Genomic DNA, 14,803 nt, shown 5'->3' with positions numbered 1-14,803 from the left:
GGTACAATTATTTTAGTTACTACTGTTTAGCTCTTGTTATTATGTGTTATATGCCATTTTGTTGGCAAGTTACTTTAAACTATTTCAAAGCAAAAAGTATGCCCTAAATTATAGCTAAAAAGAAACATCATGTGTATTTAATGATTGTGACGCTAGATTTTTACGCAGGCAAGAGTTTGTTGCTAAGTAAATGCTTGAAGTGGCAAAATAAGTTATTAACAGTAAATGTTTTTAAAATTAGAGAATCGTAGATAAGGTTATAAATGACTAAAGCGGCAAAAATAGAGTTTGTGTGTACAGAATGTGGCATGAACTACCCACGTTGGCAGGGTCAATGCCGCTGCGGTGCGTGGAACACATTAGCAGAATTTAAACCTTCAGCAGGGCAGAGTAAAAAAGCGTCAGTTCGAGCAAGTGTAGGTGGTTATGCTGGCGGTGCTGGTGGCGGCTCTAAAAAAATTAATGATATTGCTACGTCAGAGGCAGAAAAACAGCTGACAGAAATTGGCGAGCTCGATCGTGTACTAAGCGGTGGTGTAACTACCGGCTCTGTTAATATAATTTCGGGTGATCCAGGTGCTGGTAAAACAACCTTGCTATCTGACTTAGTGGCGAGAATGTCACAACGTATGCCGTCACTTTACTGTACGGCCGAGGAGTCATTATCGCAGTTTAAAAACAGGGTAAATCGTTTAAAGTTAAACTATAACCCTGACGAGCTTTATTTACTTTCAGAAACCAGTGTTGAAACCATCATTGAAGAGCTCGAGAAAAATAAAATTAAGTTTGCTGTTATTGACTCTATTCAAGCGGTTGTAACCGAAACGGCAAATGGTAGCCCAGGTTCCCCTTCGCAAGTAAAAAGCGCCGCCCAAGCATTGACTCAATACTGTAAGCAAAATGATGTAACCATGTTCATTATTGCTCATGTAAATAAAAATAACGAAATAGCAGGTCCTCAAACACTTGTACATATTGTCGATGCGCTTTTACACATAGACACCAACGATGGGCAAATTCGAACCCTTAGGGCAAATAAAAACCGCTTTGGTGATATAGATACCGTTGGCATTTTTAAAATGTGCGAACGTGGGATGTTAAGCGTTGATAACCCGAGCGAAATTTTCTTGTCGGGTTCAACCACTGACTCGCCAGGCTCTACAATTACCTGTATCCGTAAAGGGAATCGAAATTTACTACTTGAGATTCAATGTTTAACTACCGAAACCGAGGCGGAATTTCCGCAGCGTGTTTGCGTTGGTTTAAACATGAACCGCATAAAAATGCTGACTGGCATATTACGAAAACACACTAAAACCAAAATATTCCACGATACGTTTTTTAATATTGTGGGTGGCCTAAGAATAGATGAAACAGAAACTTGTATTGATTTAGCATTAGTAACCGCGTTACTTAGCAGCTTAAACGAATTTGTTGTGCCTCGTACCACGTGTATTATGGGTGAGCTTAGCTTAAATGGCGATGTACGCCCAATTGACAGTGGCGTACCACGTGTTAAAGAAGCGGCACAACATGGTTTTACAGAAATATATATTCCATTTCGTAATTACCATAAGTCGATGGAAGGGCTGGGCGCTAAAATTACCCCAGTTAAAACAGTACATGAGTTGCTTAGTTTAATTAATTAATACTTACGGGTGTTAATGTGTAATGTTACTCTTAATAAAACTCGGTTTACACAAAGAATAGAATAAGGAAATAACATGAAAAAGTTAGTAATAGTTGCAGCGATTGTAGCTGCGGGCGTTGGTGGCGTGAGCTATGCAAATTATGTAGCTACACAAGAAGTGCGTGCAGAAGTAGATAAGCAACTTGCTTTAGTAAGCGAGCAAACTGGCGCTACATTTAAATATGCTGGTTTATCGGCAAGTGTTATTTCAAAAAGCGTAGAAATAACAAACATGGAAGTAATAAGCCCAGAGGGCGACAATGTTGCTAATATTCAAAGCATTGAAATAACTGGTTACGAGCCAGATAAAATATCACCGCATACATCATTTGATGTAAAAAGCTTTCAGTTTGATAAAGACTTTGTTTCAAAATTACCTGCTGATACAAACGAAATGCTCGCGTCGGCAAGTTACGACTTACATTCATCACTTGATTACGATGAAGAGTCTGGCAATAGTGATGTAGTAGTTAAGCTTGATGCAAAAGACATTGTTAGTTTTAATATGGATATGGGCTTGGCTAATTCAAAAGCATTAATGGATGCTTCATTAGCGATTAGTAAAGCGCAGCAAGAAGCGGGTAACCAGCCACTTACTTATGAGCAAGAGTTACAGCAGCAAACACTTGTTATGCAAGCAATGAGTAAGTTAGAGCCGCGCAATGTTAGCTTTGCCTTAAATAACCAAGGTAAGTTAAAAGATTTACTATCAAGCGAGCTTGAAAAGCAAGGCATGACGCTAGAGCAGATGGAAATGACGCTAGAGCAGCAGTTACAACAGGCTCCTGTAACTGAAAATATTGCAGAGGCTTTAACAAGCTTTGCTAAAGGTTTAAATTCATTCAGTGTGTCTGCAAAGCTACCTGAAGGTAAAACTATGATGGAAATTAACCAACAAGTTATGATGCTAGTAGGGCAACCTGAAGAGCTAGTTAAGTTTATTAACTTAGAAGTTAAAGGTGATTAAGCCTTAGTTTTGTATTAATAAAGGCGCCAATTGGCGCCTTTATTATTTTGTGTTGTTATAAGCAGTTAGTAACTCTGATTACTAAAGCAGTTTGCTTTTATGATATTGGTGATTATTTGTTGTGATGGTTTTATTTTTTCCATCGCTAAAAACTCATCAGGCTGATGCGCTTGGTTAATTGAGCCTGGGCCCATTACGATTGTTTCACAACCGAGTTGCTGGATAAACGGCGCTTCAGTGCAATAATTTACCGCGACCGCTTTTTGCCCTGCTATTTTTTCAGCCATTTTAACTAAAGCACTGTCGGTGCTACCACTAAATGCCGGGATTGGTTCATGTAAATCAATAACGCTCACCGCATTTGGGTATTGCTGATTTATCTCTTTTGTTGCATCAAGCACTAATGCTTGTAGTTCTTGTACACTTAAACCTGGTAATGGGCGCATATCTATATGCATTTCACAGCAACCACAAATTCTATTCGCATTATCGCCACCATGAATATTACCTAAGTTTAATGTTGGATAAGGAATCTCAAAGTGATTTATTGAATACTTATGCTTTAATTGCTCTTTTAAGATCATCAATTTTGTAATCACTTTATGCATTACTTCAATGGCGTTAAGGCCACGTTCGGGATCTGAGCTATGCCCAGAGCGACCAACCACTCTTATTGCTGTACTCATATGGCCCTTGTGCATAAATACTGGCGTCATATCAGTAGGTTCGCCAATTATACAACGCGCAGGTTTTAAATTAGGGTGCTTACATATTTGCTGTGCACCTGCCATAGTTGTTTCTTCATCGGCAGTGGCGAGTATTAAAATAGGTTGAGTTTGCTGCTTTTCATCAAGTTCACTAATTGCTTGTAATACAAAAGCAAAAAAACCTTTCATATCAATGCTTCCTAGCCCGTACAATTTATTGTCGAGTTCAGTAAGTTTAAACGGATTGTGGTTCCAGCGGCTGTCATCAAAAGGCACTGTATCAGTGTGGCCCGCAAGCATTAACCCGCCATCACCTTTTCCACGCTTTGCTAATAAATTAAAGCGGCCTTTACCTCCTTCTAATTCAATAATTTCACACGTAAAACCGAGTGTTTCGCACCACCTCGCAAGGAGTTCAATTACGTTTTTATTGCTCATACACAAGCTGTCTTCAATTGCACTAATAGAAGGGGCTGCAATCAATTGTTGATACATAGAAATAAACGAAGGCAAAGGCATAAAAAAATCCAAAATTATTATTCAATTTAATTGCATAACAATATAAAAGTATTTATGATGAATATCAATTCACTTTTTAAGCATAAATATATTAAAGTAAAGCTATGGAAATAATGCGACGATAATCTACAAATTCATTAAATTAAGTCTTAATTTAGCGTCTTAGCTAGTTTAAGCGAACAACATATATATTTAGCAGTAAATTTTAAAATAACGAGTAATCAATGAATGTAGTTATTATTGGCGCAAGCGGTTATAGCGGCGCAGAGTTAGCAAGCTTAGTTGCTAATCATCCAAACCTTACCTTAACAGGCTGTTATGTATCTGAGGGTAGCTTAGATAAAAATAAATTACTAAGTGATTTATATCCAGAGCACCTTGGCTTACTAGATTGTCCTTTACTTCCTCTTAGTGCATCAGCTTTTGATGACATTCAAAATGATGCTGACTATGTATGTTTATGTACCGATCACAAAGTAAGTGTTGATTTAGCGCCTCAATTTTTAGCTATGGGTAAAAAAGTATTTGATTTGTCTGGTGGTTATCGCCTAGCAAGTAATGATGATTACGTTACTTACTATGGTTTTGAGCATCAACACCCAGAGCTTTTAAATGAAGCGGCTTACGGTTTAGCAGAGTGGAACCATGATGCTATCGCTAACGCAAAGCTAATTGCTGTTGCAGGCTGTTACCCAACAGCGGCGCTCAATGCACTTAAACCGCTTAAACAAGCAGGCTTATTGAGCGATCAAAGTATTATTATTAATGCCGTTTCGGGTGTTACGGGTGCCGGGCGTAAAGCGAGTGTAGGAACACATTTTTGTGAGGTATCGCTTGCACCTTATGGTTTGTTTAACCATCGCCACGGTCCTGAAATTGAACAACACCTTGGCCACAAAGTATTATTTACACCGCATTTAGGTAGCTTTGCGCGCGGTATTTTAGAAACTATTTATGTACAACTTAAGCCTGGCGTTACCAAGGAAAACGTTGCATCTGCTTATCAAGTGCTTGCTAACGAGCCATTAATTCGTTTGTTAGGCAATAAAATACCTTCAATTAAAGGTGTTGCTAAGCAACCATTTGTTGATATTGGCTGGCAGCAACAAGGCACGCAGTTAATTGTAATGTCTGCCATTGATAACTTATTAAAAGGCGCTGCTGGACAAGCTTTGCAGTGTATCAATATTTCTATGAATTTAGATCACACTACGGGCTTAAAAGGAGCGTTTTAAATGAGTAAAAAAACGTGGGTTATTAAACTCGGTGGTGCAGTACTTAATACAGAAAATGCAGCAAAAGCGTTATTTGACGTGCTAAGCGAGCAAAAAGATGATGAGTTTGTCATTGTTCATGGCGGTGGTTCTTTAGTAGATACATGGCTAAAGCAAGCGGGTTTTGCTAGTGCTAAACACCAAGGTTTACGTATTAGTCCAGCAGAGCAAATGCCTTATATAGTGGGTGCGCTTGCAGGCTGCGCTAATAAACAATTAATGACTCAAGCTATAAGCGCAGGGCATAAGCCTGTCGGCTTAAGTCTTTTTGAGGCGGGTGTTACTGCAACTCAAAAATTAAAAGCGCTTTGCTTAGTAGGTAAATGCACAAGTAACGACGATTCTATCATCAATGATTTACTTAGAATTTCTCGTTTACCTATTGTTAGCTCTATCGGCTTTGATGAACAAGGCTTGTGGTACAACGTAAATGCAGATGAAGCTGCAGCGGCTATTGCCAGTAATTTAAATGCAGAACTAATTTTTATGACGGATGTAGAAGCGGTACTTGACGCAAATAAACAACCGTTACATCAACTTGACACAAAACACATTGATACTTTAATTACAGATGGAGTAATTGTGGGCGGGATGGAGGTCAAAGTTAAGACCAGCCTTCACGCTGCCCAACATTTACGACGCGGTGTGTATATTTCCAGCTGGCAAAAGCCAGAAAATTTAACTGCTCTGCTGCAAGGCGAGCATGTCGGAACAAAGATTACACCATAGGTTTATTATGTTTGAGAATTTTTTAACGGGTTTAGAATTAGACCAAGAAGGCGCACTTAATTTATTAAAGTTAGCGCAAGATATAAAAGCAAAGCCAGAAAAATACAGCCAAGTATTATCGGGTAAATCAATCGTAACATTGTTTGAAAAGCAAAGTTTACGTACACGTTTATCGTTTGATATAGGTATTAATCGCCTTGGTGGTCATGCTGTTTATTTAGATCAGCAAAATGGCGCTATGGGTGCACGTGAATCAATTAAAGATTTTGCACTTAATATTTCTACTTGGGCCGACGGTATTGTGGCGCGTGTAAATCAGCACAGCACATTAACCACGTTAGGCGAATATTCATCGGTACCTGTGGTAAATAGCTTGTGTGACTTGTACCACCCTTGCCAAGCACTTGCTGATTTTTTAACACTTCAAGAGGTACATGGCGATGTGAGTCAGCTTAAAGTAGCTTACTTAGGTGAGGGCAATAACGTGACTCATTCATTGATGTTACTTGCCGCAACGCTAGGTACTGACTTTGTTGCTGTAACACCAAAAGGGTGTTCGCCAGATTCACAAATACTTAAAAAAGCAGAGCAAATTGCAGCAATGAATGGCGCATCAGTCATGGTGAGCGATAGAGTTGAAGCTGCGGTTGGTGCAAACGTTGTATACGCAGATACATGGGTATCAATGGGTGATACAACGCCGCTTGAGCAAGTAAAAGAAAAATACATGCCTTATCAATTAAACCAGGCATTGCTAGATCAAACAGGTGCGACTACGGTATTACATTGCCAACCGGCACACCGTGAATTTGAAATTACCTCTGAGGTAATGGATGGTCCAGCATCAAAAATCATTCAACAAGCAGAGAATCGCATGCATGCGCAAAATGCTCTGCTAGTTACATTACTAAATCCAAATTTTGTTAAGGAACACCTATGAGTTCAATTAAAAAAGTCGTTTTAGCCTATTCTGGTGGTCTTGATACGTCGGCTATCGTGCCATGGTTAAAAGAAAACTACGGCTGTGAAGTAATCGCGTTTGTTGCCGATGTAGGTCAAGGCGCTGAAGAACTTGAAGGCGTAGAAGCTAAAGCAATTGCCTCTGGTGCATCTGAATGTTACGTAGTTGACTTAAAAGATGAAATGGTAAGTGATTACATTTACCCAACGCTTAAAACGGGCTCAATTTACGAAGGTACTTATTTATTAGGTACTTCTATGGCGCGCCCAATTATTGCTAAAGCACAAGTTGAAATTGCACGTAAAGTAGGTGCTGATGCACTTTCTCATGGTTGTACTGGTAAAGGTAATGACCAAGTTCGTTTTGAATCATGTTTTGCAGCACTAGCCCCTGATTTAAAAGTAATTGCGCCATGGCGTGAGTGGGACTTATCGAGCCGTGAATCATTACTTGATTACTTAGCAGAGCGTGACATTCCGTGTTCAGCATCTGCTACAAAAATTTATAGCCGTGATGCTAACGCATGGCATATTTCGCACGAAGGTGGTGAGCTTGAAGACCCATGGTGTCAACCAACTGAGCAAGTATGGACTTGGACTAATTCTCCAGAGCAAGCTCCAGATAAATCAGAACTAGTAACATTAAAAGTTGTTGAAGGCGAAGTGGTTGCTGTAAATGGCGTAGAACTTAAACCTTACGATTGTTTAGTTAAATTAAACGATATTGCATCGCCTCATGGTGTTGGACGTGTTGATATTGTAGAAAACCGTTTAGTTGGCATGAAGTCACGCGGTTGTTATGAAACGCCAGGCGGCACAGTCATTATGGCAGCGCTTCAAGCCATTGACGAGCTAGTGCTTGATAAAGCAAGCCGTAAGTGGAAAGAAGTATTGGGTGGTGAGTTTTCACATTTAGTATACGACGGCCGTTGGTTTACGCCTCTTAAAGATTCTATTTTAGCCGGCGCAGAAGCACTTTCTAAAGTGGCAACAGGTGAAGTGGTACTTAAGCTATACAAAGGCCAAGTAACTGCAGTTCAAAAGCAGTCACCAAATAGCTTATACAGCGAAGCATTTGCTACATTTGGCGAAGATGATGTGTACGACCAGTCACACGCTGAAGGCTTTATTCGTTTATTCTCGCTTTCAAGCAGAATTTCAGCACTCGCTAAAAAGTAATTTATTACGCCCCTTATAAAAGGGGCACTACAGGGTTTGGAGAGATTTCATGGCATTATGGGGCGGACGTTTTTCTACGGGTCCAGATGAGGCGTTTAAGCAATTTAACGACTCTCTTCCCTTTGACTACCAGTTAGCAGAGCAAGATATTATTGGCTCTGTGGCATGGGCTGGTGCACTTGAACAGGTAAGTGTACTTTCAAGTGACGAGCACACAAGATTAGTGGCTGCATTAAATGAGCTGCTTGAAGAAGTTAAAGCAGATCCACAAGCGGTAGCTACTTCAGGTGCAGAGGATATTCATTCACATGTTGAAGCAGCTCTAATTGAAAAAGTAGGTGATTTAGCTAAAAAATTACATACAGGCCGAAGCCGTAATGACCAAGTTGCCACCGATTTTAGATTATGGTGCCGTGATACGGCTGACCATTTACTAGATGCTATTGCACAGCTTAAAGGTGAATTTGTAGCGCTTGCAGAGCGAGAGCTTGGCACAATATTACCAGGTTACACGCACTTACAGCGCGCACAACCAGTATTGTTTAGCCACTGGTGTATGGCGTATGTAGAGATGCTAGAGCGTGATGAAAGCCGCCTGCAAGATGCTAAAGCGCGCATGAATTTTTGCCCATTAGGCAGTGGTGCATTAGCAGGTACAGCTTATCCGATTGATCGCCAAGCATTAGCACACGGATTAGGTTTTACAGCGGCTACAAAAAATAGCCTTGATGGTGTATCTGATCGTGATTTTGTTTTAGATCTTTTAAGTTGTGCGTCTATTTCGATGATTCACTTATCTCGTATGTCAGAGGATTTGATTTTTTATAATTCGGGTGAAGCCGGATTTATAGAGCTTGCTGATAACGTAACATCAGGCTCATCGCTCATGCCTCAGAAAAAAAATCCTGATGCACTCGAGCTTATTCGCGGTAAAACCGGACGTGTGTTTGGTGCATTTAGCGCTATGATGATGACGTTAAAAGCGCTGCCGCTTGCATACAATAAAGATATGCAAGAAGACAAAGAAGGCCTATTCGATGCTATGCCAACATGGCTTGCATGTATTCATATGGCGCAAGCATGTATTAAAGGCGTTAAAGTAAACGGTGATAAGACACTTGCTGCAGCAAAAGGAGGGCATGCAAACGCCACCGAACTTGCTGATTACTTAGTTGCTAAAGGTGTGCCATTTAGAGAAGGGCATCACATTGTAGGTGTACTTGTACAGCTTGCGATTAGCGAAGGTAAAACGCTTGAAGAGCTATCGCTTGAGCAGTACAAATCAGTAAACACTGTATTTGAAGACGATGTTTACCCAGTACTTGAAATTGATGCGTGTATAAAAGCACGTAAAGCCCTTGGTGGGACGTCTATTGAACAAGTAACTAATGCTGTTAAAGAAGCCAAAAAAAAACAGCAAATAACGGTACGTGATGCAAATTTAGATGATGTAGAAGCAATTGCCACACTTATACAGCATTGGGCAACGGTAGGTGAAAACCTGCCTCGTGCAAAAAGCGATATGGTGCACTCTATTAACGAGTTTGCAGTAACAGAAATAAATGGAAAAGTGTCGGGCTGTGCGTCGTTATACATTTACGATACCGGCCTTGCTGAAATACGCTCATTGGGTATAGACCCAAAAAGTAAAGTGTCGGGGCAGGGTAGACAGCTTGTAGATCATCTACTTACTAAAGCCAAAAAATTGGCACTTAACCGAGTTATTGTATTAACACGCGTACCAGATTTTTTTGAACAACAACGTTTTACTTTTTGTAGCAAAGACTCTTTGCCTGAAAAAGTAATGAAAGATTGTGAACTTTGCCTTCGTAAAGAAAATTGTGACGAAGTAGCAATGGAATATATTTTGAAGCTAAGTACACGTGCGGAGATCCCGTGTAAATACGTAGCTTAAACTCCCTGGATACAAAAAACGTACGGTTATCCCTGTGCGTTTTTTTATGTTTGTAGTAAACTGGTCGGAGCTGTTTGGTTTGATTATATAAGTATGTTTTGAGTGAGTTTTAAGGTGTCAAAAAAAGTTGGCACATTGGTTGCTTTGTATAAGGTAGATAGCAAAATAGCTATCACTACTTTAAACAGGTGATGCATTTATCTACATAATAATGTGGTTAAAAGTTGCACCAAATATAATTAAAACTTTTACAAGGATCAATCACATGCAAGTTTCAGCTAATAGCCAAGTACAAATGCAAGCATACAACAAAACACAACAATTAAAGCCTGCAATGGAACAAACTGCTAGCCCTAAAACCCTGCAATCTGATACAGTAAGCTTCTCTCAAGAGGCAATGACTGCTGCGAGTACTGATTTACAGCGTGGTGGTTCATTACTTTCTGGTGGGACTGGTTCTCGCCCAAAATAGTTATATAGGTATTCGATGTTTTTATTTGAGCTGTTTGGTCTTTTTTCACTATCAGCCCTGGTTATGTGGGCTTTTTTGATGGCATTCTTTTTTAACATTTTTGTTTATAGTTTAGGTGTTAAAAGAAATACGACTTTACTAATCAGCTCACTTATTATGATGGTTTCTTATTCTGCAACTGATTATCTTTATACCTGGATATCATATTACAATACAACTTATTTTGATTGGGCTATACATGATGCTATTACTATTGCTAGTTTAATAATTGCTTATAGTGTAGTAAAGCGTTCTAGTACTTCTCTCTTATATTTAGTTACAGGTCTTTCCATAAATATGATTCTTGTGTTATTTATGCATTTAGATGTTTATATTTATGGTAATCAAGAGCCTTGGATTCTATGGGATATTTATCTTTATAGTGTAAATGTAATAGACTTAACAATGGTTGTCGCATTAATTGTTGATAGAGACTTTCTCGGTCTTCATAAATTAAAAAATAAAACTCTCAACTACTTCAAGTCAAACGATACCCATAAAGTAACCTAACTTAAATGTACGTTACTGAAGCCCTGATGGATTATGTAGAAGCTTTCTCTCAATGGGGGTTTTTAATGGCCTTCTTATACTGTTTAGCTTCCAGTATAAATAAAGAAAATAAATCCTCGGTTTATTTATCTGCGCTTATGCTCTGCTCATATATTTCCAGTGGTTACATAAACTTATTAGAAAGTTTATATTTAAATTGGGCGCTCTACGATTTTATTACAATTTTAGTTTTGTTAATTTTAGAGTACTTTAAAGTACTTCACCGCTCTATAGCTTTTCACTTCATCATCTTTGCGTTAATAATAAATGCTGTGCTCACCTTAATATTGCATTACGATCTATACGTTTTATATAACTATGAGCCTTGGTGGTATTGGAGTGTTTATTCTATTGGCGTTAATATGTTCGATGTTTTAATGTTTCTTTCACTAGTATTCAATAAAAATACCATTTTTAAAAGAGGGGTTACATTGAACTTTAAAAAGTTGAAAAATATTGAATGAGCTTTTAATTAGCCCAACAGTTTCTCTGTACATAGGTGCATTTGTACAATGGGGATTTCTTATGGCTTTTTTGTACTCCCTTGCTCATTCGATTAATAAGCCTAATAAAGAAAGAGTGTATTTGTCTTTGGTTATGAGTGTTTCATATTCGTTTAGTATATTTACAAGTATGGATACGGTAACTTATCTAGATTTTTTGTTTTCCGATATTTTAACTCTCCTAGTTATCATTTCCCTTAGGCGGCTCTGGCATGATGGTATTACCTATCTATATATTATTACTGGTTTAGCTATAAACTCAACCCTGCATTTTCTCATGCATTACGACATCTATATATCAAATAATACAAGCTACTGGTGGCTTTGGAATGCTTACGCGATAGGGGTCAACGCTGCTGATTTTATAATGGTAGCTATATTTTTTATAAACAAAGATTTTTTATACTTGATGAAATTTAGAAATGGTTTGATTACTAGTTTGAAAAGGACAGTTGATGGCTGACCTACTCTGGAGTCTTGTCGATTTAGGCGATAATATAGGGCTATTATTTACTTGGTTCTTTTTAATTTCATTTTTATATAATCTATCAGCAAGTATAAATAAGGCAGATAAAAGCCTGCTACAGTTATCATTCATTATGCTGGTTTCTTATACTTCAAGTCTTTTTATGGATCCTCGAACTTCGACTCCTCACTTAAATTACTTTTATTTTGATTTTGCTACCATAGGTACTTTATTACTTTGGCGAGCTGTATGTAAAAATCCTGTCCCCATTGCTTTTGTCTATGTAATTGTTGGTCTATTTATTAATGCGTGTCTGTTCCTGGGTATGCATTACGACATTGTAATCGTTGGCACCCTTTACTATTGGTGGTTTTGGACCATTTACACATTCGGGATGTATTTTGTCGATTTTACCATGGCATTGGTATTAATCATCAATAAGGATTTTTTAGGCTTAAACAAGCTTTTAATATGTGTTAGAAAGTTAAGTTTAGATCGCTGAGGCAGTAAAGCTCAACTTAAAAGAAGAGTGATTTTGTGCCTTTATTTGATGTTGCCGTAATATGTAAAGCGGTATAATAATTTTTTATCTAGTGTTGGAGTAAAATGGTTGAGCTACTTTTAAATACAAATATCTCTTTTTATATAGGTATTTTTGTACAATGGGGCTTTTTGATGGCTTTTTTATATTCTTTAGCAAGTTCGATAAATAGCGCAGATAAAAGCATTGTTTGGCTATCTTTCATCATGGCACTTTCTTACTCTTCTAGTATGTTTATTGATATGGACGCGATTACTTACTTCGATTTTTTCTTATTCGATATTATTACTCTATTTGTTATTATTTTATCTGGTTTTTTTATAAAGATTAGCAGCGTATACATTTATTTATTATTTGGTTTAGGTATAAACACCTCACTATTTTTTGCAATGTATATAGATAATGATGTTATGCACCATTATGAATTTTGGTGGTTCTGGTGGGTGTACATAGTAGGTATAAATTTTACAGATTTGACCATGGTTTTAGTTTTCTTTATAGGTAAAGATATTTTAAAACTTGCTTGGTTAGAAGGAAAGCTAAATAAAGTGTTTAATAAAAGGGCCTATTAGTAATGGATTTCAGTGCTAACAGGCCTTATTTATTATTAACTGGCACCACAGCCCAATTTAGTTTTTAGCGCTTTAACAATTACAGGGTCTACAAACTCGCTTACATCACCATTGTGGCGAGCTACTTCTTTAACGAGTGTTGATGAAATAAATGAATTTCGCTCTGCGGGTGTTAAAAATACACTTTCTAAGTCGGGGTTCAGGCGGCGGTTCATGTTAGCTAATTGAAATTCATAGTCAAAATCAGATACAGCTCTAATACCGCGAATAAGTACATTAGCATTGTGCTCGCGCGCAAGGTCAGCCAATAAACCAGAAAAACCAATTACCTTAACATTATCTATGTGGCTTAAAATAGTATTTGCAAGCTCAACACGTTCTTCAAGGTTAAAGCAGGGTTTTTTACTTGGGTTATTAGCAACCGCAACTAATACAGTATCAAACATTTTAGCTGCACGTTGAATAAGGTCTGTGTGCCCATTAGTTAGTGGATCAAAGGTGCCAGGGTAAATTGCAATAACTTTCATAATGTTCACTATTTATTATTTTAGCGCTAGTTTAACAGTGTTTATGCCACAAAGCAGCCTAGCTAAAAAAGCATATAAACACTTACTTTCTTTAAACAGGTCAGTCCATGGTGGGAGTGTTTTAATGATTCATATTTGTTTATACTGTTTACCTCTTTTGAGTGTAATGTAGCCTATAGATAATTTGAGTATTAGCATATGAATACCAAGGATAAAATAATACACACCAGTATTTTGTTGTTTAACGAAAATGGTGAGCGTGCAATAACGACAAATCATATTGCATCAAACTTAGGGATGAGCCCGGGTAATCTTTATTATCATTTTAAAAATAAAGAAGACATTATCCGTCATATTTTTGCGCTGTATCGCGATCATTTAAATACTCACTTTAAACCTATTAATAAAGATGATGATGCATTTAATCATTTAACGGCTTACCTAGATTCGTTATTTGAGCTGATGTGGCGCTATCATTTTTTTTACGATAATCTCGGGGATATTCTCTCTAGAGATGCTGATTTAAAACAAGCTTATATTGATTTTCAGTTAGAGTTGTTAGAGCAAGTTCGTAAAATTATTTTAGGACTTCGCGACAGTGAAATGATTGCTATTGATGAGCAAGATGTCATTGATTTAGCACATACATTAAAGTTAACGGTTAGTTTTTGGACGCCTTATATTAAAGCCCGTAGGCCAAGTGGTACGCTTGCTGAGCAAGATATATATCATGGCATTTTAAAAGTACTTACATTATTTAGAGCGTACAGTACCGATAAAAGCATTGATAAAATGAACCTGCTACGTGAAAAATATACTGAACTAGCGCAACAAGCCTTAGGGCCTGTTGACCTTTCAGGATTAAAATTTGTTCAATCTAGGGGCGATTAAATCGCGACGCGAGGTTTGTAACCTAGTGGGCTAAGTAAAAACCGAGCAACAAAGAGTTAATCGCCCCTAGGCTGAACCCTTTGGGCAGCGCTTGTTTGGTATTTATGCTACGTTATCGCCTATTTATGGGGAATAACCACACTACATAGGCTCTGCCTTGCCTAAATACCAAACACACTGCTGCAAATTTAACCTCGAAAGATAAACAGGCCCTAGCTGTAGTTTAATCGATAGTAATAGGCTGTTTCCTAGGCGCTGAATTTTTTGCTATAATCCCGCGCCAAATGCCTGGGAGCGCGAATT

Annotated in this window: 14 protein-coding genes; 12 read left to right on the top strand and 2 right to left on the bottom strand. The window is 38.0% G+C overall.

Features of this window, described 5'->3' with window-relative positions:
- The first annotated feature begins 263 nt into the window (after positions 1-263).
- Complete coding sequence (gene radA / locus GQR39_RS00515; RefSeq protein ID WP_007581643.1) at positions 264-1,649, top strand: DNA repair protein RadA; 1,386 nt, start codon at positions 264-266, stop codon at positions 1,647-1,649.
- A gap of 75 nt (positions 1,650-1,724) precedes the next feature.
- Positions 1,725-2,657 (top strand): hypothetical protein, encoded by a 933-nt coding sequence (locus tag GQR39_RS00510; protein WP_165734552.1) that lies wholly within the window; start codon positions 1,725-1,727, stop codon positions 2,655-2,657.
- Between the two features lie 65 nt (positions 2,658-2,722).
- Here GQR39_RS00510 and argE read toward each other — a convergent pair whose 3' ends face one another.
- Positions 2,723-3,883 carry an acetylornithine deacetylase gene (argE, locus tag GQR39_RS00505; protein ID WP_165734551.1) on the bottom strand — a complete coding sequence of 387 codons (1,161 nt, stop codon included), beginning with the start codon at positions 3,881-3,883 and terminating at the stop codon, positions 2,723-2,725.
- Between the two features lie 224 nt (positions 3,884-4,107).
- Here argE and argC point away from each other — a divergent pair, with 224 nt between their 5' ends.
- From argC to GQR39_RS00455, 9 genes are all read left to right on the top strand, one after another.
- Complete coding sequence (gene argC, locus GQR39_RS00500; protein WP_165734550.1) at positions 4,108-5,118, top strand: N-acetyl-gamma-glutamyl-phosphate reductase; 1,011 nt, start codon at positions 4,108-4,110, stop codon at positions 5,116-5,118.
- On the top strand, positions 5,119-5,886 hold the full coding sequence (gene argB / locus GQR39_RS00495; protein WP_024590035.1) for an acetylglutamate kinase: 768 nt from the start codon (positions 5,119-5,121) through the stop codon (positions 5,884-5,886).
- A 7-nt stretch (positions 5,887-5,893) separates the two neighbouring features.
- Complete coding sequence (locus tag GQR39_RS00490; protein ID WP_024592295.1) at positions 5,894-6,826, top strand: ornithine carbamoyltransferase; 933 nt, start codon at positions 5,894-5,896, stop codon at positions 6,824-6,826.
- Complete coding sequence (locus tag GQR39_RS00485) at positions 6,823-8,025, top strand: argininosuccinate synthase (RefSeq protein WP_007581653.1); 1,203 nt, start codon at positions 6,823-6,825, stop codon at positions 8,023-8,025. Before GQR39_RS00490 ends, GQR39_RS00485 begins: the two co-directional genes overlap by 4 nt.
- A 49-nt stretch (positions 8,026-8,074) precedes the next feature.
- Positions 8,075-9,940, top strand: a complete 1,866-nt coding sequence (gene argH, locus GQR39_RS00480; RefSeq protein ID WP_007581654.1) for an argininosuccinate lyase — start codon at positions 8,075-8,077, stop codon at positions 9,938-9,940.
- A gap of 265 nt (positions 9,941-10,205) precedes the next feature.
- Positions 10,206-10,412: a hypothetical protein gene (locus tag GQR39_RS00475; protein ID WP_010553179.1), complete on the top strand. Its 207-nt coding sequence runs from the start codon at positions 10,206-10,208 to the stop codon at positions 10,410-10,412.
- Between the two features lie 15 nt (positions 10,413-10,427).
- Entirely contained in the window at positions 10,428-10,961 is a 534-nt protein-coding gene (locus tag GQR39_RS20165) for a hypothetical protein (RefSeq protein ID WP_010553180.1), read from the top strand.
- A gap of 997 nt (positions 10,962-11,958) precedes the next feature.
- On the top strand, positions 11,959-12,471 hold the full coding sequence (locus GQR39_RS00460) for a hypothetical protein (protein ID WP_165734549.1): 513 nt from the start codon (positions 11,959-11,961) through the stop codon (positions 12,469-12,471).
- Between the two features lie 104 nt (positions 12,472-12,575).
- Positions 12,576-13,082: a hypothetical protein gene (locus GQR39_RS00455; protein WP_121954216.1), complete on the top strand. Its 507-nt coding sequence runs from the start codon at positions 12,576-12,578 to the stop codon at positions 13,080-13,082.
- A 35-nt stretch (positions 13,083-13,117) separates the two neighbouring features.
- On the opposite strand, the gene coaD is transcribed toward GQR39_RS00455, so the two are convergent.
- On the bottom strand, positions 13,118-13,609 hold the full coding sequence (gene coaD / locus GQR39_RS00450; RefSeq protein ID WP_010553185.1) for a pantetheine-phosphate adenylyltransferase: 492 nt from the start codon (positions 13,607-13,609) through the stop codon (positions 13,118-13,120).
- Between the two features lie 198 nt (positions 13,610-13,807).
- On the opposite strand from coaD, the gene GQR39_RS00445 reads away from it, so the two are divergent.
- Entirely contained in the window at positions 13,808-14,500 is a 693-nt protein-coding gene (locus GQR39_RS00445; protein WP_024592300.1) for a TetR/AcrR family transcriptional regulator, read from the top strand.
- The last annotated feature ends 303 nt before the right edge of the window (positions 14,501-14,803 follow it).

The organism is Pseudoalteromonas sp. C8, from assembly GCF_011378685.1.
Taxonomy (GTDB): Bacteria; Pseudomonadota; Gammaproteobacteria; order Enterobacterales; family Alteromonadaceae; genus Pseudoalteromonas; species Pseudoalteromonas arctica.
The sequence above is the reverse complement of the archived record's forward strand: the minus strand, read 5'-3'. Positions and strand labels throughout refer to the sequence as shown.